Origin of the sequence: Ruegeria sp. THAF33 (assembly GCF_009363615.1) — a bacterium.
In the GTDB taxonomy this organism is placed as follows: Bacteria; Pseudomonadota; Alphaproteobacteria; order Rhodobacterales; family Rhodobacteraceae; genus Ruegeria.
In genome coordinates, this window is sequence record NZ_CP045384.1 from 3,099,495 (window position 1) to 3,119,363 (window position 19,869).

A 19,869-nucleotide genomic window follows, 5' to 3' on the forward strand; every position below is an offset into this window, starting at 1 on the left:
GATGCCTGCCGATGCCCAAACGCCGAATTCTTTCGCTGTGGTTTCCCCGTCTGGGGGCCGAACGGCTGGTCCGCGCCGCGCGGGGCCTGCATGCCGGGCCTTTGGCCGTTGTGGCCGAACAGTCGAACATGCAGATCGTCACGTCGTTGAATGCCGAGGCACAGGCCGCCGGATTGCGCGTGGGTCAGCCGGTACGCGATGCCCATGCCATGTGCGCCAGCTTGATCACCCGCCCTCGCAACGCCCCGGTCGAGGCTGCGTTTCTGACCGCGCTGCGCCGCTGGGCGGGCAAGTTCAGCCCATGGGTGGCCGAAGAGGCCCCCGATGGCCTGATCGTTGACCTGTCGGGCTGTGCCCATCTGTTCGGCGGTGAAGAGACCTTGCTGAGCGTGCTTGAGACCGACTGCGCCGACATGGGCCTGAGCGTTCAGATGGGTATCGCCGACACGCTGGGCGCAGCCTGGGCGCTGGCGCGTTATGCGGGGCAAGAGGCCACGTCTGACCGCAACGGCGACGCCATCAGCCAAGAGGCACGCGCCACCCGCGCCCGGGCAAGCAAGCGGCGGCACTGGACCAGGGGCGGGGCCGCGCCACAGGTGATGGCGCTGGGCGGTGGCGCGCGGATTGCCACGCCGGGGCAGGCCTATGGCGCGCTCAGCCCCCTGCCCATCGCGGCGCTGCGGCTGGACGATCAGACCGTGGCGCAACTGAACCGCCTGGGCCTGCGCCGGATCGGTGATCTGCTGGGCCAGCCGCGTGCCAGTTTGGCACGGCGGTTCGGCCGCGGGCTGGTGTTGCGTCTGGATCAGGCGATGGGCAGCGCGCCCGAGCCGGTCTCGCCCGCCCGTCCGCCACATCACTTTGCAGTGCGGATGACTCTGCCCAACCCGATTGGCCTGGTCGAAGACGTGATGGCCGCTGTCGATCGGATTCTGCCAACGCTCTGCACCAAACTGGAAGAGAAGGGGCGCGGGGCCCGCACGCTGCGTCTGGAAGCCCACCGTGCGGATCAGGCCGCTGAAATCATCGAGATCGGCCTGGCCCGTCCGACCTATGACAAAAATCGCATTCGCCCTTTGTTAGAGATGAAAGTTGACAAGATCGACGCAGGCTATGGCATCGACTTGCTGCGGCTTGAAGCGATCCAGACAGAACCCATCCACGCCCGCACCATCGCCGGTCATGCCGAAGCGCGCCGCGTGGCCTGCAACCGGCTTGAGGGCAATACAGCCGTGGATGACCTTACGGCCAAGCTGGGCGCGCGGGTCGGGCTGGACGCGATCACCCGGCGGCATCCTGCGGCCTCTCATATCCCCGAGAAAACGGCGCAAACGCTGGCGGCGGCCTGGTCGGAACCCGCGCGCGACTGGCCTGCCCCGCCGCGCCCCCGCCCCTTGCAGATGTGGCAGCCCGAACCCGTGATGGCCCCGGAAACCCCGAATGTGCCCTGCACCTTTCGCTGGCGTGGACGAGACTGGCAACTGGCGCAGGCCACCGGCCCGGAACGCATCGCGCCGGAATGGTGGCTGGATGACCCCAACTGGCGCAGCGGGGTACGCGATTACTGGGTGGTGGTGACAGAACAAGGCGAGCGCCTGTGGTTGTTCTATGGCCACGGGGGCGCGATGTCCGCAGGCTGGTTCTGTCAGGGGCAGTTTTGTTAGAGTCTATTTTCCACGATAAACTAGCAGATCCGGCAAACAGTCGATCAGACGAATGAACCAGGAAAACGGTGCCGGAAAATCCGTACGGAAACGGCGACGCGCCATCGCATTGACCACGCGATCCGCCGCATCCTCGGGCGACATCAGCATCGGCATCTTGAAACCGTTCTTTTTGGTCAGGCGGGTTTTGATGAAGCCCGGATTGACGATACGCACCGTCACGCCCGTACCCGCCAAGTCGTGTCGCATCGTCTCGGCCAGAGAAATCAGCGCGGCCTTGCTGGCTCCGTACCCGATTGCGGCGGGCAGCCCGTGATACCCGGCCAGTGACCCGATCAAAGTAACCTCTCCCTGGCCTGCCCGGACAAAACCCGGAACGGTTTCACCCAGAACCCGTAGCGCACCCAGATAGTTCACATCGCTCATCCTGAGCGACGCCTCGGTGTCCCATTCGGCCGAACGCATGGGGTCATAAGCCCCGGCATTGTAAACCAGCCCGTCGACATGCCCCGCCTCGGCAACAGCCGAGCGAACAGAGTCTAACTCGGTCACATCGCACCGGATCGCGCGCGCATCCGGCAGTTCAGAACACAGTTCGGACAGCCGCTCAAGATTGCGCGCAGACAGGATCAGGGAAGCACCCTGTTGGCCAAGCGCATGCGCCAAAGCGCGACCCAGCCCTTCGCTTGCGCCGATGATCCAAATGGTTTTGCCGTCAAAGCTGCTCATGTGTGGGCCGATTCAGTTGTGTTTCACCATAATACGGCCTCGCATCCGCTTCGGATCAAAACGGTAGCGCAGGTCACGGAAGCTCAAACCAGAAGCCACAAGGTAGTGCATCTGTTAAAAACTTCTAATCGGATTGATCCACTTGTGCCTACCCTGCGTATCTTTTTGTAAACTGTCACATAAAGAGGCTGGAATGTTCGACGAACCCCGGGGCGTACGGAAGAAAATCGCGATTGTAGGTGCAGGCATTTCGGGACTTTCCGCCGCTTACTATCTTTCAGAAAACAACGACGTGACAGTCTATGAGGCCGAACCTCGGCTTGGTGGCCATGCCCGCACGGTGATGGCCGGAAAGAACGGGGATCAACCGGTCGATACGGGCTTCATCGTCTTCAACTATGCGACATATCCCTACCTGACCCGGCTGTTTGATAAACTGGGCGTGCCCGTGATCGAAAGCGAGATGAGCTTTGGCGCGACAATCGACAATGGCCGCATTGAATACGGGTTGAACAATCTGCGCACACTGACCGCTCAAAAGCGCAATCTGGCGCGTCCGGCTTACTATAAAATGATCGCTGATATTCTGCGGTTTGGCAAAGAAGCCCCAGAAGCCGCCAAGGACGATGACACCACGATTGGCGAATTGGTGGACCAGCTGCGGCTGGGTCACTGGTTCCGGCACAATTATCTGATGCCGATGTGCGGTGCCATCTGGTCTACGCCGGTCGAGTTCGTGGATCAGTTCCCCGCACGCTCTTTGGTGCAGTTTTTCCGCAATCACGCTTTGCTGGCAAGTGGTCGCGCAAACCAGCATCAATGGTACACGGTCAAAGGCGGCAGCATAGAGTATGTCCGCCGGATCGACGCGGCCCTTCGTGCGCGGGGGGCAGAAATACGTCTGGCCAGCCCTGTTCAGAATGTATCCCGTGACGAGATGGGCGTCACCATCCACAGCCAGGGCGCCGTGGATCAGTTCGATGAAATCATCCTGGCCACCCATTCGGACCAGTCGCTTTCCATTTTGGGTGATGGCGCGACCCCCGCGGAAGCCGCTGCATTGGGCGCAATCCGCTACCAGCCCAATACGGCCATATTGCATTGTGAACCAGGTCAGATGCCAAAGCGGCGCGCCTGCTGGTCAAGCTGGACCTATCGTTCGCAAGCCGGAGATGTGGGGGTAACCTACTGGATGAACCGGCTTCAGAACATTCCGGACAGTGACCCGCTGTTTGTAACGCTGAACGCTTCATCAGAAATTCCCGCGGAAAAGATCTATGACCAGGTCGAATTTGCCCATCCGGTCTTCGACAAGGCCGCCCTGAAGGCGCAAGGGCAAATCCGCGAGATGCAGGGACAGAACCGAACTTGGTTTGCCGGTGCTTACAACCGGCACGGATTTCACGAAGACGGGATAGCCAGCGCGATGCATGTCGTTGCTCGAATAAATGGTGCCCCGCAAACCATCGGAGCTGAAAATGGCATTCCTGGGAAAGACCCGGCCCTATCTGTTGCCGCTGAATAAGGCGATATGGCGCACAGCGTTTCTTGCACTTTCCTTGCTGATCCCTAATGGGCTGATCGCATCGCCGGTCACGGAAGAACTGAACGATGCCCAGCTGCGCGGAACCGCGACGTTCCGGTATCTGGGTTTGCCGATCTATGACGCCAAACTCTATACGCCCAAAGGTGCGCCGTTCAGTTGGAGCGAAGATATCGCCCTGCAACTGACCTATCGCAAGAACATCAAGAAGAAAGCGCTGGTCAACTCGACGCTTGACGAGATGGACCGCATCGGCCGTTCAGCACCCGTTCGCGACCAACTGAACCGGTGTTTCAAAGCCGTGGCAAAAGGGGACAGTTATCTGGCGGTTTCTGATGGTCCCGACAAGGTCAGTTTCTGGCTGAACGGGCAAAAGACCTGCACCATGGCGTATCCGGGCATCAAGCGCAGTTTCATGTCTGTGTTCCTGGGAGACAACACGCGGTCCGCGTCTTTCACGCGCAGGCTACAGGGGCGGTGATGCTCTATCCCCGGGTCAGTCTCTATGCGTTGATGCTCGCTGCGGCGGGTATCCCGCTTTATATCCACTTGCCGCGCTTTGCAGCCGTGAACCTGGGTATTGGCCTTGGGGTCATTGGTACGGTGCTGCTGGTGATCCGTTTGGTGGATCTGGTGCAGGATCCGCTGATCGGTTGGGCAATCGACCGATGGCCCGGCGGCCAGCTTGCATTTGCGGCGATGGCGGCTTTGGGGCTGGCAATCGGGTTTCCCCTGCTTTTCAATCTGCCGCAGGGTGCCAGCGTGCCTGAACTTGTCGCGATCCTGATCTTGCTGTTCTCGGCGTACAGCCTGGGAACCATTCTTCTGTATGGTCGCAGCGCAACTCTGGCGAAGCGAACCGATCCGAAAGAGCTGATGACACTGGCCGCCTATCGTGAAGGCGGGCAGTTGACCGGGGTGGTCATCGCAGCCAGCGCTCCGGCCCTGTTGGTTGCTTTCGGGGCACACTCCCAAGGCTACCCCGCATTCGGAGCGTTTCTGGGGCTGCTGTCCGTTCTGACCCTGATACTGACGATCCCGATCTGGCGACGCAGACCGATCACCGGATCAGGCCTGTCCTTTGCAGGTCTGGGTCAGGCCGGTGGCTTGCGCCTTCTTGCGCTGGCTTTGGTCAACAGCCTCCCGGTTGCCATAACCTCCACCCTGTTTTTGTTTTTTGTGGAAGACCGGCTGCAACTGCCGGGAAAGGCGGGTCCTTTGTTGATCCTGTTCTTCCTGAGCGCAGGCGCGAGCGTCCCGCTCTGGGCAAAGCTCAGCAACAAAATTGGCCCGAAACAGACTCTGATTATCGCCATGCCGCTCTCGATCGCCGGCTTTATCGGCGCCGCCACACTGAGTGCAGGAAATCTTGCGGGGTTTGCAATGATCTGTCTCGCCTCGGGCGCGGCGCTGGGCGCGGATATGGTCGTGTTGCCGGCCATGTTCTCGATCGTCCTTACCCGGGCCGGGCTGAACGCATCAGCTGCGTTTGGCATCTGGTCCTTCGCTGGCAAACTGGGCCTCGCCCTGGCTGCCTTTTTCACTCTGCCGCTGCTGGAACGCAGCGGTTTCACCCCCGGTCAAACCAATTCCGCACAGGCGCTGGATACACTCAATCTTGCCTATGCTGTGCTGCCCTGCATCCTGAAAGTCGGAGCGTTCGGGATGGTGTTGACCCTGCCCACCGAGGTCACAAGCAAATGAATGCTTTCACCGTCATCCTTCTGGTCCTTCTGACCGCTGTCTTCATCCGTGCAAGGCTGCTGAGCTTTCGCGCGCAATCGCCGTCCGATTACAGTGGTACCGGGCCAGATTTTTCGCTGAAAAAACACCTGAACGGAGAGATCTTGTCCGAGGGCCTGATCTATGGCCCCAACGGCAAAATGTCGAACAGCTTTGTCGCGCGCATGTCCGGCGAATGGCAAGGCAACTCTGGCACGCTGACCGAATACTTCACCTATTCCAATGGAAAACAGATGACCCGCAAATGGTACCTGACGCTGGGAACCGGCAACACGTTCACGGCAATGGCGGATGATATCGTGGGCGAAGGTCGGGGCATCATCTCGGGGTCCACGGTGAAACTGACCTATCGTATCATTCTGCCAGATGACGCCGGTGGACATACGTTGGATGTCACCGATTGGATGTATCTGACAGAAACCGGCGTCATCATGAATCGGTCCGAGATGCGCAAGTTTGGCGTCAAGGTCGCGGAACTGATCGCCACAATGCGTCCAAGCCCCAGTTCTAAACCGATGCATCCAAGTGGGTCAAACGGGTATGACGCGACTTTGGAAGGGAAGCCGTTGCAATGATCACCTTTCGCTCTTTCATCGCCTGCGTCGCCATCGCAAGCCTTGCACTTCTGGCGGCCTGCTCCAGCAAACCGAAGGTACCAAAAACGTTTCTGTCGGACCGACAGTTGAACCTCGAGGAATTTTTCGAAGGCAAAACAGTGGCCTACGGTCAGTTTCAGGATGTTCTGGGAAATATCCCCCGCAGATTCACGGTTGATATCGACGGGACATGGGACGGCGAAACCCTGACCCTGGTCGAAGACTTCGTCTACGACGATGGCGCGACGGAACAACGCATCTGGACATTGACCAAAACCGGAGAGGATACGTGGACCGGTACGGCGCCTGGCGTGCTGGGAACCGCCAGCGGGATTGAGCGCGGGGATACGTTCAACTGGAAATACAAGATCGACCTGCCGATCAAGGACGGGACCATGCGTGTCAAATTCGACGATTGGATGTGGCTGCTGGATGACGACCGTCTGCTGAACCGCGCGTATGTCTCACGCTATGGCGTCCGTCTGGGTGAAGTCATCCTGTTCTTCGAGAAGAAATAGGGCCGCCAGGACCGGTTTCATCACAAAAGTCAGTAGAAAATAAACTCGTCCACCAATGCTGTCGTCGATCCCTTGACCTCACCGGCCGTGTTTGCCCTTGGCCCGTCCGAGGCCGCGCCCTCGGCGCGTTCGCCGCCCTCGACCTTCAAGCGCGCGCGTTCTATCTGCCCCCAGAGGAAAAACAGACCATCCCGTTTTCCCATGAGGCGCGAAGGAACTGTTGTCCGCAAAACACCTGTTTTCGGTTTTGGCATCTGCTCTCTTACTGCCTCCGGTGTTTTCCACCATTTTCGGAAAACGTAATGGTTTTTCCCGAAAAAGACAATTTTTTATGGACAAAATGAGGTTTTCTACCGGCCGTTGACAAGGTGGACTGACAACTCTCGCATGACGGATATTCGCCTTCTTCACCTGCCCCATTGAAAGCCAGCACTATCCCAAACGGATCAACTTCACCGAAAAGGGCTTGCTGCAAACCTCCTTCACTTGGCTTGACACTCTCTTTTCCAGCCATGCTCAGGCGACGTGCAGCGTTTCGTTTCTGATCAGAGCAGCCGGGCCTTCGCCGTCGCGGTTGGGGGATAATTTGGCGGCGCCGATGTCAGACGTGGCCGCATCCATCGCAAGGCCATCGGCCACCGCAAAACGCCATGCTGGCGGGCCTGCCACGCCCCTGTGCCAAGGACTGTGATCCCGGCGCCGTCCACGCTGCCGGAAAATTTCCATGTCTGTTTTGAAACCGGAAATGTCGCAAGCATTTCAGCGCTCAAGCGGGTAAAAAGTAGGCTGCCATCGTGAGGTGCCGCTGCTTGATTCTCAGACAGCGGAGAATTGGGAAGCCGGTGGAATTCCGGCACTGCCCCCGCAACGGTAAGGAAGGTCAGGTTCGACAATCAACCACTGGGACGAGGATCCCGGGAAGGTGTCGCAACCGGGTGCAAGCCCCTTTCAAGTCCGGAAACCAGCCTTGCAGATATGTCAAACCGCGGGTGGCGGTGGGGGCACGGGTTTCGGACGTGGTCCTCGCGCGCCTCCGGACGGTTCCTCCCTGTCATCTGCCCAAGCAATGCCGCGGGGCGCGGCAGGAGAGCCAGAAGTGAACAATGTCCAAAACCTGTTGGCGCGTCGAATCCCGGGCTATGCTCTGGAACGGGCCTTTTACACCGACCCCGAGATCTTTCAGACCGACCTGGAAACCATCCACTATCGCGAATGGCTCTTTGCCATTCCCGCTTGCGAACTGGTGAAAGCCGGCGACTATGTAACATACAACGTGGGTGCCTATCGCGTGATCATCGTGCGCGGCGCCGACAACCAGATCCGGGCGTTTCACAACACCTGCCGCCATCGCGGCTCAATCATATGCAAGGCGGCAAAAGGCAACGCGCCGAAGCTGGTTTGCCCATATCACCAATGGACCTACGAGCTTGACGGCTCTTTGCTGTGGGCCCGCGACATGGGGCCGGAGTTTGATCCCAAGCAGCATGGTTTGAAGACGGTTCATTGCCGCGAGTTTGCCGGGTTGGTTTACATCTGTCTGGCGGATGTCGCCCCGGATTTTGACACGTTCGCCAATATCGCGCGCCCGTATCTTGAGCCGCATGATCTTGCGAATGCCAAGGTCGCCTTCGAAAGCACGATCATCGAGAACGGCAACTGGAAGCTGGTCTGGGAAAACAATCGCGAGTGCTATCACTGCGGCGGCAACCACCCTGCGCTGTGCCGGACCTTCCCTGATGATCCGGGCGTGACGGGGATCGAAGGCGGTGAAACCCCAGCCTATATGCAAGCCCATTTCGACAGGTGCCAGGCAACGGGTATGCCATCGCAGTTCTACCTGCACGAGGACGGCCAATATCGACTGGCGCGGATGCCGCTGAAAGAAGGGGCCGAGAGTTATACGATGGACGGGAAATCCGCCGTGCGCCGTTGGTTGGGCCGGTCGCCCTTTGCGGATGCGGGATCGCTTTTGAAATTCCACTATCCGACCACGTGGAACCACTTTCTTGCCGATCACTCGATTGTTTTCCGCGTCACGCCGATCAGCCCGACAGAGACCGAGGTCACGACCAAATGGCTGGTCAACAAGGATGCCGTTGAAGGCGTTGACTATGACGTGAAACGTCTGACCGAAGTCTGGGTCGCCACGAATGACGAAGATCGACAGGTGGTCGAGGACAACCAGCAGGGCATCAACAGCCCGGCCTATGTGCCCGGCCCATATTCAGCCATTCAGGAATCCGGCGTGCTGCAATTCGTGGATTGGTATTGCAACACAGTGTCGGCCCGCCTGGCCCCTGACTCAATGGCGGCGGAGTAAGTCTGATGAAAGACCTGAACACGCTTTCATCAGCCGTCTGGCAGGATGGAGAGATGCTGGAATGTGTCTCGGTCGTGCCCGAGATGCCGAACACTGCCAGCTTTTCGTTCCGGGCCCCCTCGGGGGCGCAGTTCGCCTATTACCCTGGTCAGTTCCTGACGCTCGAGATTCCGGCGCCCGGCCAGCCCGGGGGAGTCGTGCATCGCACCTACACGATCTCATCGTCGCCGTCGCGGCCGCGGTCGATCACCATCACCGCCAAAGCGCAACCCGACAGTATCGGCACGCGCTGGATGCTTGACAATCTTCAACCCGGCATGCGGATCAAGGCCATTGGGCCTGCGGGCCTGTTCACCAACGCGTTGAGCGATGCGCGCAAGTTCCTGTTTATCTCGGCTGGCTCGGGCATCACGCCGATGATGTCGATGACCACCTGCATGTGGGACGAAGGCCGCGATCTGGACGTTGTCTTCATCAACTGCGCCAAAAGGCCATCCGAGATCATCTTCCGCCAGCGCTTGGAACAGATGGCCAGCCGCACGGATGGTTTGGACCTGAAATTCGTGGTGGAAGAGCCGGACCGCTACCGCCCATGGACCGGATATCAGGGTCAGTTCAACCAATTGATGCTGGGCCTGATGGCGCCGGATTACCTTGAGCGCGAAGTCTATTGCTGCGGTCCTGAGCCCTTCATGCAAGCAGTACGCGACGCGCTGGCCGGTCTTGGTTTTGATATGAACAACTACCATCAGGAAAGCTTCGGCGCGCCGGTGGAAACCGAGGCGGATCAGCCCGAGTTGGATGACGTTGTTCTGGACGACGACAGCAGCGCCGAGATCCTGTTCGCGACCTCGGGCGTGACGGCCAAGGTTGCCGAGACCGACACGGTGCTTGCCGCCGCCCGCTCGGTTGGCCTGAACATACCGTCAGGCTGTACATTCGGCGTGTGCGGGACCTGCAAGGTCAAGAAAACTGCCGGAGAGGTCCATATGGTCCACAACGGAGGGATCTCGGAAGACGACATCGACGCGGGGTACATTCTGGCCTGCTGCTCGAACCCGATCGGCAAGGTCGAAGTCGAGGTTTAGGTGCTTCGCATCCCGATCAAAGCCGCAGCGTGGCTGACACCCGCTGCGGTTTTCGGCGTGGTTTTTCTGCCCGTTGCAGAATCCGGGCCAGATTGGGTCGCCGAATGTCCGGCGCTTTCGGGCTTTCCCGCCATCTCACGGACGCGGCGCGAGCATTTGCCTTTGTCTTCGCCGACCATCACGCTGTTATCGAAAACGCGAAAAGAGAGAGCCCCACAATGCCCGTGGCTGTTCCCAGCGGCCGATCCTGAGCACCCCTACAAGGGTTTGAAGAGGTTCTGGCGGTCAGTCAAATGACCGCACATCTGGAAAACCAACGAAAACATGATCACAGGCACGCGCCTCGCAGACGACCCCTTGCGGCAATCAGCTCAAGCTGACGACTTCATCGTCCGCAGACCGGTTGATCAATCATGGCAGTGGATAATGTGTTCGTCGGCGCGGTGTCGAAGCTTGGGCCCGGAGCCAATACGCTAAGCTTGTCCGAGAGTAGGTGTAAGCGATTGGATGAGTGTCATCAGGCCAGAGAACCCATTCACTCAGACGCACCAAAGCGGCGTTGATTCAGTTGATCTATCAGAAAACGGGTACTTTGCGTGTTGTCCAACTGTTGCTTGCCCATAGCAAGACGGACAGTACAGTGCGTTACCCGGAATGGACGCGAACAGCAGCCAAGACGTACATTTTATTGGTCAGAGGCTGCCCCTGAGGTTCCTCGAATTGTCAGGGTTGCAGAATACTCGAAATGGCGAACTGGCATTTCAGGTGTTCGCATGCGGTCCAGAAGGATCTCGGCCAATCGCGTACCCAATTTTTTTGGGTTGATCGCCATTGTTGTGAGGCCAGGCGTCGAGACGGCGGCATCTTCGATGTCGTCGAAGCCTACTACTGAAAAGTCACGCCCGGGTTTCAAATTGGATTGGATCAAGCCAAAGCATGCCCCAAGTGCAACAACATCGCCATTGCAAACAACGCCTGTTACCTCAGGGTGTCGCTGGCGAAGTGCGGTGATTGCTTCAACACCAGAGCGTTTGGTTTCTTCGCATGGCCAGATAACCGGATGCACGCCGCCCAATTTCTCCAAGGCACTCAGATAACCGGCGATGCGCTCTTCGCGCACAGACGTCTGTTCGGTTCCGCCTAAGTAGGCGATGTGCCTGTGCCCCAAATCAATCAAGTGTTGTGTGGCCTGCACGAGGGCCTCTTTGTTTAGAACACCAACGTGATCCAGAGACTGAGACACCTTTCGCATGAATGTGACAGCAGGAACACCGTGAGCATCCAGAAGCCCCATGGCGTCCCCGCTGGTGTTGAGTGCCGGAACCCAGATCAGACCACGTCGACCAAATCTGATGCAGGCTTCCAGAAGGCGGTCCTGGCGCTGAAGGTCTCCTTGAGCATCGAGGACCGAAACCATAAAGCCCTCGGCCTCCAGCAGGTTAACAGCGCCGCTAACAACCTCTGCGTTGAACGGGTTTGCCAACTTGTTAAGGATAAAGCCGATTTCGCGATTGTCGCCCGATCGCATTGTGGCCGCTGCGTGATTTGGGACGTATCGAAGCCGCTTAGCCGCGCTCAAAACTTTTTGACGCGTTTTTTCTGAAATTCGACCTGTGTCGCGCAAGACCTGACTAACAGTTGGTACTGACACGCCAGCTTCTTTGGCAACGCTGGATAGGGTGGGTTTCTTCGCCATGGATGAGTTTTTACAGATATAACGTTTTGTCTATTTTGCAGTCGAAATCGAATACTTCAAGTAAAATATGGGAATACAAACGGGCTATCTGACTTGACTCATGATAAAACGATATATCATAGTGCCAACATTCGCCATAGACTGATCCAAGATTGTCGGCGAGGGAGGGAGGTTGCCAGATTTTGGCCAGCCTCAGACAAACGGAGGAAAACATGTCCATTCAATCGAAACTTGCGGGTGCCGTATCAGGTTTGGCTATTCTTGTTGGCGCAGCTGCCGTACAAGCCGAAACTCTGTTCTGGTCGACCCAAGCCCGTCCTGCTGAAGAGGCGCAAGCCATGCGGGCCGAGGTGCTTGGTGGATTTGATGGCGAAGTTGATTACCAGCCAAACGAAGATGGCCCTTGGTTGACCCGGCTCCAAGCCGAGTTGCAGGCGGGCTCGGGAAGTATTGATCTGCTGGGCTCTTTGCACGGCAACTTCTCGGCAATGAACCCCGATGATCTGATGGATCTCAGCGATCTGGGTGTGATGTCGGCGTCGGACACTTTCAACGATCTGGCTAAGCTGGGAACGGACAGCCTGCAATACATGCCGTGGATGCAAGCGAGCTATATCATGGCCGCCAACAAGGAAGCGCTGCAATACCTGCCAGAAGGTGCAGACGTTAACGCGCTGACCTATGACCAGTTGATCGCATGGACAGCCAATGTCGAACAAGCGACTGGTCAGAAGAAATTCGGTTTTCCGGCTGGGCCCAAAGGGCTGAAACACCGTTTTTTCCAAGGCTATCTTTACCCGTCCTACACTAACGGTGTCGTGCGAACGTTTGCGTCGCCCGAGGCTGTGACCGCATGGGAGAAGTTCAAAGAGCTTTGGAGCCATACGAACCCTGCATCAACCAACTTCTCGTTTATGCAGGAACAGCTATTGAACGGAGATGCGTGGATCGTTTTCGATCACACCTCGCGCCTGGCGCAGGCATTCAATGAACGCCCCGATGATTTCGTCGCCTTCCCGGCGCCCGCAGGTCCGACCGGCCGTGGCTTCATGCCTGTTCTGGCAGGTGTTGCCATCCCGCGCACCGCGCCGGATGCAGAAGGTGCCAAAGCTCTGGTAACTTATTTGATGCAGCCAGAGACGCAGATCGCAACTCTGAGAGCCACTAACTTCTTTCCTGTAGTTGACGTCGAGTTGCCAGACGATTTGCCGCCTTCGGTAAAAGCTGCCGGTGAAGCCGTTGCCAAGATGAGCGGTTCGGCAGATGCCAATCCTGGATTGTTGCCCGCAGGTCTGGGCAGCATGGGCGGTGATTTCAATCGTGTCTACGTAGATACGTTTGAACGCATTGTTCTGGCTGGCCAGCCCATCGAGCAGGTCCTGGATGATCAGAAGAAACAGCTTGAAAAAATCATGACTGAAACCGGCGCGCCCTGCTGGGCACCTGATGCGCCTTCGGAAGGCGCGTGCCCGGTCGAGTAAGACCTTCCAACGGTCGGGCCGCTGAAATAGCGGCCCGGCTCCCCAGCATTTTCCCAACTTGAAGGAGCGGTCCGATGGAAGCGCGGCTATTGCCATACCTTCTGATCCTCCCGGTGACTCTGTTTCTCTGCCTGTTCTTTCTTTACCCGTTTGCGTTGGTGGCGCAGCAGGCTTTTGGAACCGAGAGCGGTTTCTCACTGGATAACTTTCGCGAGGTTGTGAACTACTGGAAGTTCCCGATTTCAATGAAGAACACTTTTCTTCTGGCAGCGGCTGTGGTGCCGATCCAGTTGGCCCTTTCGCTTCTGATGGCCACAATGGTCACGAAGATGCAAAGGGGACGCGATCTGGTTCTGTACATTTGGACCATCCCGCTGGGCATTTCGGACCTTGCAGCTGGTATCATCTGGTTGGCTATCTTCGAGCAGTCAGGCTTCCTGAATTCGATGATGGTGGGATTGGGTGTCACTGACCAACCTGTGAGTTTGCTGAGCTATCAGACCCCCTGGATTGTATTCCTTGCGATTATGCTGGCCGAGATTTGGCGCGCAACCGCGATTATGCTTGTGATCCTTGTCGCAGGCATCGGCTTGATACCCAAGGAATACTACGAGGCCGCAGACGTGTTCGGAGCCTCGCGCTGGAAGCAATTCACGCGGATCACCCTGCCCCTTTTGCGCCCGTCCCTGCAAACGGCCCTGGTCCTGCGCGTCATCCTTGCCTTTGAGGTTTTTGCCGTGGTCGCAGCCCTTGGGGGCACGATTTTTCCGGTGCTTATGGGCGAGATCTACGCCTATCAGTTTGATCTGCAAAATGGCGGTGCGGCAGCAGCACTCGCGATCATCGTTCTGATTATCTCGATCGTCTTCACTCTGATCATTATGCGCGCCTTGCGCGTCCCGAAAGGAGCCACGATATGACGGCTGTTGCAGACGTAGTTGCCCCCGACGCGCGTAAGGCGGGCAAAGGGCTTTACCGGGCCGGGGTTATCCTGCTGTGCGCCTGGGTGATCGTCCCGCTCTACCTATTGTTTGTGAACACGATGTCCTCACCGGATACTGTGAACAGCTTCCCCAAGAGCTTCCTCCCGGAATTTGACATGGGATCCTTGGAATTCTTTGCGGGGTTCCAGGGAATGCTGGCGGCACTGTGGAATTCAGTTGTGGTTGCTTTGATGACGATGGTGATGTCCATCGCGATCGGAGCCCCGGCTGGGTACGCCCTGTCACGGTTCGACTTCCGGGGGAAGGAACTGTTCCGCCTGTTGATCCTGCTGACACGGGCTTTCCCACTGCCACTGCTGGCGTTGCCTCTGGCGGTTCTCTTTATCCGCACGGGTCTGGATGACACAGCCTTCGGTCTGGCCCTTGTCCACACCACACTGGCAATCCCCTTTGCGGTGCTCATAACCTTTTCGCTATTCTCAGGTATTCCGCTTGAGCTGGAAGAAGCGGCCTGGACATTGGGCTGCACGCGTCTGACCGCCTTTACCAAGGTGATCCTGCCGTTGGTCCTCCCGGGGATCACGGCCTCGGCTATCTTTGCCTTCGTGATCTCGTGGAACGAGGTTTTCGCGGCCGCCGTTCTGACCATCGAAAACCGGACGCTTCCCGCGTTCCTGTTGCAGACCCTGGGCGAAGCACCGCTGCATCTGAAATTTGCAGGCGGGTTCATTCTCGTGGTGCCTGCACTGATTTTCATCTTCGCCGTGCGCAAATATCTCTTTGCCATGTGGGGTATTGCCAACCGCTGAGCGGTGGCTGAAAGGAAACTGTTATGGCTGAAATACAGATCAAAAACATCGCCAAGAACTTTGGGTCCTACCAGGCTCTGCACGACATCAACCTAACCATCTCAGATCAGGAATTCATGGTGCTTTTGGGTGCTTCAGGCTGCGGCAAGTCCACGCTTTTGCGTATCATTGCGGGGCTCGAGACAGCGACCACCGGCGAGGTCTGGATCGGTGGTCGCCGGGTGGATCACCTGTCGCCAAAGGATCGCGGTATCTCGATGGTGTTCCAGAATTACGCGGTGTTCCCGCATCTGACTGTGTTCGAAAATATCGGCTTTGGTCTGCGGATGCAGAAACTGCCCGATGAGGAAGTCAAACGTCGGGTCGAACGCACCGCTGGATTGATGCATATCGAGCAGCTTCTGAAGCGCTATTCGGGCGAGCTGTCGGGTGGTCAGCGCCAACGGGTCGCCGTTGCCCGTGCATTGGCGATGGAACCGGATGTGATCCTGATGGACGAGCCGCTGTCTAACCTTGACGCATTGTTGCGGATGGAGATGCGGGCCGAGCTAAAGGGTGTTCTGGCTGAAAGTAAAACCACAGCAATCTACGTGACCCACGATCAGGTCGAAGCTATGTCCATGGCTGACCGGATCAGCGTCATGCATCAGGGCAAAATAGTTCAGGCCGCCTCGCCAATCGAGGTGTACCGGGATCCAGCGGCCGAGTTTGTGGCCAGCTTTATCGGCAATCCGCCAATGAACTTCCTTCCTGCCGAAGCAGCGGGTTCCGGGCGCTGGAATGTGGCCGGGCAAAACTTTGACGGGCCGGCAAACGGCAAAGAACTGAAATGGGCGATTCGACCGGAAGATCTGCGCATTGCAGATCAGGGTTTCGGAGCGCGGGCCAAAGTTGTGGAGCCTCTGGGCGCGCATTTGCTGGTGACTTGCGATGTGGACGGGCACCAATTCCGCGCTGTGCTGGATAGTGAGCTCGACGTGAAACCAGGTGACGTACTCACCTTGGCGCCGCAAGAGGGTCGCGGACGCTGGTTTGACCCCAAAACAACTCTGGCCGTTGCGTAAAGGAGAACCACGATGAGCCAAGCGCTGATCGATCAGGCCTGCAAAGTAATGGAAGGCAACGACCGTGGCAGTTATACCGTGCCTACCCACGGTCTCTATCCCTTTCAGTGGAACTGGGATAGCGCATTGTCTGCGCTAGGCTTTTCGCATTTTGACATGGACAGGGCTTGGGTCGAGGTCGAGACTCTAATGGCCCATCAGTGGGAAGACGGTATGGTGCCCCATATCGTATTTCACGAACCCGATGACGGCTATTTCCCCGGTCCTGACGTCTGGCAAACCGGCCAATCTGTACCGACGACCGGTATCACCCAGCCGGCGGTTGCGGGTCTTGCCCTGCGCAAACTCTATAATCGCGCCGAAGACAAAGCCGCCGCCCGGACGCGGCTTGCTGAACTTCTGCCCAAGGTCCACGCATGGCATCAGTGGTTCTACCGCAACCGCGATCCAGAAAACACCGGGCTGGTGGCAATCATTCACCCGTGGGAATCCGGGCGAGACAACTCGGTGGACTGGGACGAAGGGCTGGATGCTGTACCGACTGAGGGCATAGCACCGTTCACGCGACGCGATACAACACATGCCAATCCCGATCATCGCCCGACAGATGATCAGTACCAAAGGTATATCTGGTTGGTGGAACACTTCCGCGGATTGCGATGGGATAACACAAAACTACATGACGCCTCGCCTTTCCGATTGGTTGACCCGGGGTTCAATGCCATCCTTATTCGGTCTTGTGACGATGTTGCGGAATTAGCGGAGATTTTGGGTATTCCTGCCATGGCCTCTGAAGCGCGCGAAATGGCCACCAAGGGCCGTGAAGCGTTGGAAAGCTTATGGAATGCAAATCTTGGACAATACACGTGTTACAACCGCGCCGCCGGGGTTCTGCAAGACACGCCAACGGTCGGCGGGTTACTTGCGGCAATTGCTCAGGTGCCTCCCGAGCGCGCCGAAGCCCTGGTGCGAAGGATCGCCTTGCTGTCCGAGCGATGCGATTATCTGGTGCCAAGCCACGACCCGGCAGATGACGCCTTTGACAGTAAACGCTATTGGCGTGGACCGACATGGCTGGTCGTGAACTATATGATTGCCGAAGGGCTGATCCAATCAGGACAGGAAGCAATGGCACAACGTATCCTTGCTGGCAGCTTGCGCCTCATTGAGAAAAGCGGCTTTGCGGAATACTATGATCCCATCAGCGGTGAACCGTGTGGGGGTGGAGATTTCACTTGGACAGCTGCAATGGTGATTGAAATTCTCAAGATTCAAAAAGTGCCCGCATGAAACGTTCGCGCATCAACGAGATTATGGCGCAAGCAAATGAGCTAATTCGCTCTCACGGTTTCACATTGCCGCCGTTTGCCTATTGGACGCCAGAAGAATTTAAGGCTCGTGAAAGCGATGCCCGTCACGTGATTGACGCGCGTTGCGGTTGGGATATCACTGACTACGGCGACGGTGATTTTGATCGGATGGGCCTGTTTCTTTTCACCCTGCGCAACGGTCTGCAGAGCGACTTGGCGAAAGGCGGCGGCATGTGTTACGCTGAGAAGCTGTTGATTTCACGGCAAGATCAGCTTTCGCCGATGCACACGCATGTTCTGAAGGCAGAAGATATCATCAACCGTGGTGGCGCGACCCTAGTGGTCGAGCTTTTCGGCTCGGATGATGCCGGAGGTTTTGCAGAGGATCGCGGCGGCGTAGTCTGGCTGGATGGTATCCGCCGCGACTACGGCCCGGGCGAGAAACTGCGCCTGGCCCCTGGTGAAAGCGTCACCCTTCGCCCTGGTGATTGGCACGCGTTTTGGGGCGAAGGTGGCGATGTGCTGATCGGCGAGGTCTCGACCGTCAATGACGACGAGACCGACAATGTTTTTCGCGACCCAATTGGCCGATTTGCCGAGGTTCAGGAGGACGTCGCGCCGACACATCTTCTGGTCAGCGACTACTCAAAATGGCTAGGCTGATTGACGAAGCCATTGGAGGAGTTCGTGGCGTCTTGGCGCGAACTTAACCCTCTTTATCCGAGTCTGAGCGGTCATCCTTCGCCGAAAATTGGCAATATCTATAGGCTTCATTTGCCCGTTCGCTGCGTTGTGCTTCAACAGCTGGAAACGCGAACAACGCCACGGTTTTAGGATCACCACGATATTCAATTCGCCTGAAAATTAGACGTTACTTACGACGACAGTATCAAATCGAGCCTGAACGACTTGAAAATTCTGATTTGAGCGTGAAACTTAACACATGAGTGAGTATTTTGATGAAATGTTCAACGGCGATGGATCACTCAGAGGTCCATATGAAGAGATCGGCCGCTGGTTCAATGCTGAAGACGTATCACGGCTGAGGGCGAAACAGCGTGAAGCCGAAGAAGTTTTTAGGCTGACGGGCATCACCTTTAATGTTTACGGCAAAGCAGAGGCAGAAGAACGACTGATACCGTTTGATATCGTGCCGCGTGTCATTTCGGCACGAGAGTGGCAGCGGCTGGAACGAGGTATCGAACAGCGAGTTCGGGCAATCAACGCGTTTCTTCATGACATATACCACCGTCAGGAAATTGTTCGCGCTGGCCGTGTGCCGGCTGAGATGATCGCCGCAAACGAAGCGTTCCTGCCGCAGATGTTGGGCATCACGCCACCTGGTAAGGTCTATACGCACATAGTCGGTGTTGATTTGGTGCGAACCGGGCCGGACGAGTTTTTTGTGCTGGAAGACAATGCGCGTACACCGTCCGGTGTGAGCTATATGCTCGAGAACCGGGAAACGATGCTCAAAATGTTCCCGGAACTGTTTAGCGCCACAAATGTCCGGAATGTTTCCGATTACCCGCGTAGTTTAAGACGGTCCCTGGCTGCATGCGCGCCAGCTTGCGCCGAGGGAGAACCCACTGTCGCCGTGTTGACGCCTGGCATCTACAATTCAGCCTACTACGAGCACGCCTTCTTGGCAGATCAGATGGCCGTGGAATTGGTCGAAGGTCACGACTTGCGGGTTGTAAACGGGCGTGTCTGCATGCGCACCACCAGAGGTTATAAACCCATTGACGTTCTCTATCGCAGAGTGGATGACGACTTTCTGGACCCGTTGAATTTCAACCCCGACAGCGCATTGGGCGTGCCGGGTATTCTGGACGTTTATCGCGCTGGCGGTATCACGATTGCGAACGCCCCGGGAACAGGCATAGCCGATGACAAGGCGATCTATTCATACATGCCTGAAATCGTTGAATTCTACACGGGTGAGAAGCCCCTGCTTCAAAATGTTCCCACGTGGCGTTGCAGCGATCCCGAATCTCTGTCCTACGTACTGGACAATCTGTCCGAGCTTGTTGTGAAAGAAGTGCACGGGTCTGGCGGCTACGGGATGTTGATCGGCCCGACCGCCAGCAAGAAAGAGATTTCAGCTTTCCGCGACAAGCTCAAAGCGCGGCCGGCGAACTATATTGCTCAACCGACACTGTCGCTTTCAACCGTTCCGATCTTCGCGCGCTCGGGGCTGGCCCCCAGACATGTCGATCTGCGGCCTTTCGTATTAGTGTCGCCTGAGGGGATCAAGATCACTCCCGGCGGCCTGACCCGCGTGGCACTTAAAAAGGGGTCATTGGTCGTCAACTCGAGCCAGGGCGGTGGAACCAAAGACACCTGGGTTCTGGAGGACTGACC

At 57.4% G+C, this 19,869-nt stretch carries 21 protein-coding genes, 1 pseudogene and 1 riboswitch; of the genes and pseudogenes, 16 read left to right on the plus strand and 6 right to left on the minus strand.

Going from position 1 to position 19,869, the window contains the following annotated elements; genetic code table 11:
• Positions 1–11: 11 nt before the first annotated feature.
• Positions 12–1,664 carry a DNA polymerase Y family protein gene (locus FIU92_RS15540; protein WP_152459480.1) on the plus strand — a complete coding sequence of 551 codons (1,653 nt, stop codon included), beginning with the start codon at positions 12–14 and terminating at the stop codon, positions 1,662–1,664.
• A 3-nt stretch (positions 1,665–1,667) separates the two neighbouring features.
• Here the strand turns inward: FIU92_RS15540 and FIU92_RS15545 are convergent, their stop codons facing one another.
• A complete protein-coding gene (locus tag FIU92_RS15545) occupies positions 1,668–2,393 on the minus strand; it encodes an SDR family oxidoreductase (protein WP_152459481.1) in 726 nt (241 codons plus the stop codon).
• A gap of 193 nt (positions 2,394–2,586) precedes the next feature.
• Here FIU92_RS15545 and FIU92_RS15550 point away from each other — a divergent pair, with 193 nt between their 5' ends.
• The 5 genes from FIU92_RS15550 to FIU92_RS15570 are packed head-to-tail and all read left to right on the plus strand — an operon-like array spanning position 2,587 to position 6,793.
• Positions 2,587–3,918 (plus strand): NAD(P)/FAD-dependent oxidoreductase, encoded by a 1,332-nt coding sequence (locus FIU92_RS15550; RefSeq protein WP_152459482.1) that lies wholly within the window; start codon positions 2,587–2,589, stop codon positions 3,916–3,918.
• Positions 3,872–4,417 carry a hypothetical protein gene (locus FIU92_RS15555; RefSeq protein ID WP_253284188.1) on the plus strand — a complete coding sequence of 182 codons (546 nt, stop codon included), beginning with the start codon at positions 3,872–3,874 and terminating at the stop codon, positions 4,415–4,417. Before FIU92_RS15550 ends, FIU92_RS15555 begins: the two co-directional genes overlap by 47 nt.
• Entirely contained in the window at positions 4,417–5,640 is a 1,224-nt protein-coding gene (locus FIU92_RS15560) for an MFS transporter (RefSeq protein ID WP_152459483.1), read from the plus strand. The genes FIU92_RS15555 and FIU92_RS15560 overlap by 1 nt, the downstream gene beginning before the upstream one ends.
• Positions 5,637–6,254, plus strand: coding sequence for a DUF3833 domain-containing protein (locus FIU92_RS15565; RefSeq protein WP_152459484.1), 618 nt, complete (start codon positions 5,637–5,639; stop codon positions 6,252–6,254). Before FIU92_RS15560 ends, FIU92_RS15565 begins: the two co-directional genes overlap by 4 nt.
• Positions 6,251–6,793, plus strand: a complete 543-nt coding sequence (locus FIU92_RS15570; protein ID WP_152459485.1) for a DUF3833 family protein — start codon at positions 6,251–6,253, stop codon at positions 6,791–6,793. The genes FIU92_RS15565 and FIU92_RS15570 overlap by 4 nt, the downstream gene beginning before the upstream one ends.
• A gap of 29 nt (positions 6,794–6,822) precedes the next feature.
• On the opposite strand, the gene FIU92_RS15575 is transcribed toward FIU92_RS15570, so the two are convergent.
• From FIU92_RS15575 to FIU92_RS22845, 3 genes are read right to left on the minus strand one after another with little or no spacing between them, the layout of a single operon-like run.
• The gene (locus tag FIU92_RS15575; protein ID WP_171640249.1) at positions 6,823–6,996 is read right to left on the minus strand and encodes a hypothetical protein; all 174 of its coding nucleotides are present in this window, start codon (positions 6,994–6,996) and stop codon (positions 6,823–6,825) included.
• Between the two features lie 59 nt (positions 6,997–7,055).
• Positions 7,056–7,307, minus strand: coding sequence for a hypothetical protein (locus tag FIU92_RS15580; RefSeq protein WP_152459487.1), 252 nt, complete (start codon positions 7,305–7,307; stop codon positions 7,056–7,058).
• A gap of 2 nt (positions 7,308–7,309) precedes the next feature.
• Positions 7,310–7,519, minus strand: a complete 210-nt coding sequence (locus FIU92_RS22845; protein ID WP_172978507.1) for a hypothetical protein — start codon at positions 7,517–7,519, stop codon at positions 7,310–7,312.
• Between the two features lie 54 nt (positions 7,520–7,573).
• A riboswitch (cobalamin riboswitch) is annotated at positions 7,574–7,778 on the plus strand.
• 81 nt (positions 7,779–7,859) lie between these two features.
• Here FIU92_RS22845 and FIU92_RS15585 point away from each other — a divergent pair.
• Both FIU92_RS15585 and FIU92_RS15590 read left to right on the plus strand, forming a co-directional pair.
• Entirely contained in the window at positions 7,860–9,113 is a 1,254-nt protein-coding gene (locus tag FIU92_RS15585; protein WP_152459488.1) for an aromatic ring-hydroxylating dioxygenase subunit alpha, read from the plus strand.
• 5 nt (positions 9,114–9,118) lie between these two features.
• Complete coding sequence (locus FIU92_RS15590) at positions 9,119–10,201, plus strand: hybrid-cluster NAD(P)-dependent oxidoreductase (RefSeq protein WP_152459489.1); 1,083 nt, start codon at positions 9,119–9,121, stop codon at positions 10,199–10,201.
• Here FIU92_RS15590 and FIU92_RS22950 read toward each other — a convergent pair.
• Positions 10,198–10,380, minus strand: a complete 183-nt coding sequence (locus FIU92_RS22950; RefSeq protein WP_216646550.1) for a hypothetical protein — start codon at positions 10,378–10,380, stop codon at positions 10,198–10,200. The two genes, FIU92_RS15590 and FIU92_RS22950, sit on opposite strands and share 4 nt — an antisense overlap.
• Before the next feature lie 338 nt (positions 10,381–10,718).
• Between FIU92_RS22950 and FIU92_RS23035 the strand changes: the two are divergent.
• Positions 10,719–10,910 (plus strand): annotated as a pseudogene (locus FIU92_RS23035) (hypothetical protein); the annotation flags it as partial.
• Here the strand turns inward: FIU92_RS23035 and FIU92_RS15600 are convergent.
• On the minus strand, positions 10,887–11,897 hold the full coding sequence (locus tag FIU92_RS15600; RefSeq protein ID WP_152459490.1) for a LacI family DNA-binding transcriptional regulator: 1,011 nt from the start codon (positions 11,895–11,897) through the stop codon (positions 10,887–10,889). The pseudogene FIU92_RS23035 and the gene FIU92_RS15600 overlap by 24 nt on opposite strands.
• A 212-nt stretch (positions 11,898–12,109) precedes the next feature.
• On the opposite strand from FIU92_RS15600, the gene FIU92_RS15605 reads away from it, so the two are divergent.
• The 7 genes from FIU92_RS15605 (at position 12,110) to FIU92_RS15635 (ending at position 19,867) form a co-directional block, all read left to right on the plus strand.
• Positions 12,110–13,378 carry an ABC transporter substrate-binding protein gene (locus FIU92_RS15605; RefSeq protein ID WP_152459491.1) on the plus strand — a complete coding sequence of 423 codons (1,269 nt, stop codon included), beginning with the start codon at positions 12,110–12,112 and terminating at the stop codon, positions 13,376–13,378.
• Between the two features lie 74 nt (positions 13,379–13,452).
• Positions 13,453–14,298 carry a carbohydrate ABC transporter permease gene (locus FIU92_RS15610; protein WP_152459492.1) on the plus strand — a complete coding sequence of 282 codons (846 nt, stop codon included), beginning with the start codon at positions 13,453–13,455 and terminating at the stop codon, positions 14,296–14,298.
• The gene (locus FIU92_RS15615) at positions 14,295–15,131 is read left to right on the plus strand and encodes a carbohydrate ABC transporter permease (protein WP_152459493.1); all 837 of its coding nucleotides are present in this window, start codon (positions 14,295–14,297) and stop codon (positions 15,129–15,131) included. The genes FIU92_RS15610 and FIU92_RS15615 overlap by 4 nt, the downstream gene beginning before the upstream one ends.
• A 23-nt stretch (positions 15,132–15,154) precedes the next feature.
• Positions 15,155–16,195 (plus strand): ABC transporter ATP-binding protein, encoded by a 1,041-nt coding sequence (locus FIU92_RS15620; RefSeq protein ID WP_152459494.1) that lies wholly within the window; start codon positions 15,155–15,157, stop codon positions 16,193–16,195.
• 12 nt (positions 16,196–16,207) lie between these two features.
• Positions 16,208–17,485 carry an amylo-alpha-1,6-glucosidase gene (locus FIU92_RS15625; RefSeq protein ID WP_152459495.1) on the plus strand — a complete coding sequence of 426 codons (1,278 nt, stop codon included), beginning with the start codon at positions 16,208–16,210 and terminating at the stop codon, positions 17,483–17,485.
• A complete protein-coding gene (locus FIU92_RS15630) occupies positions 17,482–18,168 on the plus strand; it encodes a D-lyxose/D-mannose family sugar isomerase (protein WP_152459496.1) in 687 nt (228 codons plus the stop codon). Before FIU92_RS15625 ends, FIU92_RS15630 begins: the two co-directional genes overlap by 4 nt.
• A gap of 280 nt (positions 18,169–18,448) precedes the next feature.
• Positions 18,449–19,867 (plus strand): circularly permuted type 2 ATP-grasp protein, encoded by a 1,419-nt coding sequence (locus FIU92_RS15635; protein WP_152459497.1) that lies wholly within the window; start codon positions 18,449–18,451, stop codon positions 19,865–19,867.
• Positions 19,868–19,869: the final 2 nt, after the last annotated feature.

What these genes read in the sequence shown, in the direction of transcription:
- FIU92_RS22950 (WP_216646550.1), bottom strand. Translation starts at nt 10,380, where the DNA reads ATGGTCGGCGAAGACAAAGGCAAATGCTCGCGCCGCGTCCGTGAGATG.
- FIU92_RS15585 (WP_152459488.1), top strand. Translation starts at nt 7,860, where the DNA reads ATGCCGCGGGGCGCGGCAGGAGAGCCAGAAGTGAACAATGTCCAAAAC.
- FIU92_RS15545 (WP_152459481.1), bottom strand. Translation starts at nt 2,393, where the DNA reads ATGAGCAGCTTTGACGGCAAAACCATTTGGATCATCGGCGCAAGCGAA.
- FIU92_RS15565 (WP_152459484.1), top strand. Translation starts at nt 5,637, where the DNA reads ATGAATGCTTTCACCGTCATCCTTCTGGTCCTTCTGACCGCTGTCTTC.
- FIU92_RS15605 (WP_152459491.1), top strand. Translation starts at nt 12,110, where the DNA reads ATGTCCATTCAATCGAAACTTGCGGGTGCCGTATCAGGTTTGGCTATT.
- FIU92_RS15615 (WP_152459493.1), top strand. Translation starts at nt 14,295, where the DNA reads ATGACGGCTGTTGCAGACGTAGTTGCCCCCGACGCGCGTAAGGCGGGC.
- FIU92_RS15580 (WP_152459487.1), bottom strand. Translation starts at nt 7,307, where the DNA reads ATGGCTGGAAAAGAGAGTGTCAAGCCAAGTGAAGGAGGTTTGCAGCAA.
- FIU92_RS15620 (WP_152459494.1), top strand. Translation starts at nt 15,155, where the DNA reads ATGGCTGAAATACAGATCAAAAACATCGCCAAGAACTTTGGGTCCTAC.
- FIU92_RS15550 (WP_152459482.1), top strand. Translation starts at nt 2,587, where the DNA reads ATGTTCGACGAACCCCGGGGCGTACGGAAGAAAATCGCGATTGTAGGT.
- FIU92_RS15560 (WP_152459483.1), top strand. Translation starts at nt 4,417, where the DNA reads ATGCTCTATCCCCGGGTCAGTCTCTATGCGTTGATGCTCGCTGCGGCG.
- FIU92_RS15630 (WP_152459496.1), top strand. Translation starts at nt 17,482, where the DNA reads ATGAAACGTTCGCGCATCAACGAGATTATGGCGCAAGCAAATGAGCTA.
- FIU92_RS15575 (WP_171640249.1), bottom strand. Translation starts at nt 6,996, where the DNA reads ATGGGAAAACGGGATGGTCTGTTTTTCCTCTGGGGGCAGATAGAACGC.
- FIU92_RS22845 (WP_172978507.1), bottom strand. Translation starts at nt 7,519, where the DNA reads ATGGAAATTTTCCGGCAGCGTGGACGGCGCCGGGATCACAGTCCTTGG.
- FIU92_RS15600 (WP_152459490.1), bottom strand. Translation starts at nt 11,897, where the DNA reads ATGGCGAAGAAACCCACCCTATCCAGCGTTGCCAAAGAAGCTGGCGTG.
- FIU92_RS15635 (WP_152459497.1), top strand. Translation starts at nt 18,449, where the DNA reads ATGAGTGAGTATTTTGATGAAATGTTCAACGGCGATGGATCACTCAGA.
- FIU92_RS15540 (WP_152459480.1), top strand. Translation starts at nt 12, where the DNA reads ATGCCCAAACGCCGAATTCTTTCGCTGTGGTTTCCCCGTCTGGGGGCC.
- FIU92_RS15610 (WP_152459492.1), top strand. Translation starts at nt 13,453, where the DNA reads ATGGAAGCGCGGCTATTGCCATACCTTCTGATCCTCCCGGTGACTCTG.
- FIU92_RS15590 (WP_152459489.1), top strand. Translation starts at nt 9,119, where the DNA reads ATGAAAGACCTGAACACGCTTTCATCAGCCGTCTGGCAGGATGGAGAG.
- FIU92_RS15555 (WP_253284188.1), top strand. Translation starts at nt 3,872, where the DNA reads ATGGCATTCCTGGGAAAGACCCGGCCCTATCTGTTGCCGCTGAATAAG.
- FIU92_RS15625 (WP_152459495.1), top strand. Translation starts at nt 16,208, where the DNA reads ATGAGCCAAGCGCTGATCGATCAGGCCTGCAAAGTAATGGAAGGCAAC.
- FIU92_RS15570 (WP_152459485.1), top strand. Translation starts at nt 6,251, where the DNA reads ATGATCACCTTTCGCTCTTTCATCGCCTGCGTCGCCATCGCAAGCCTT.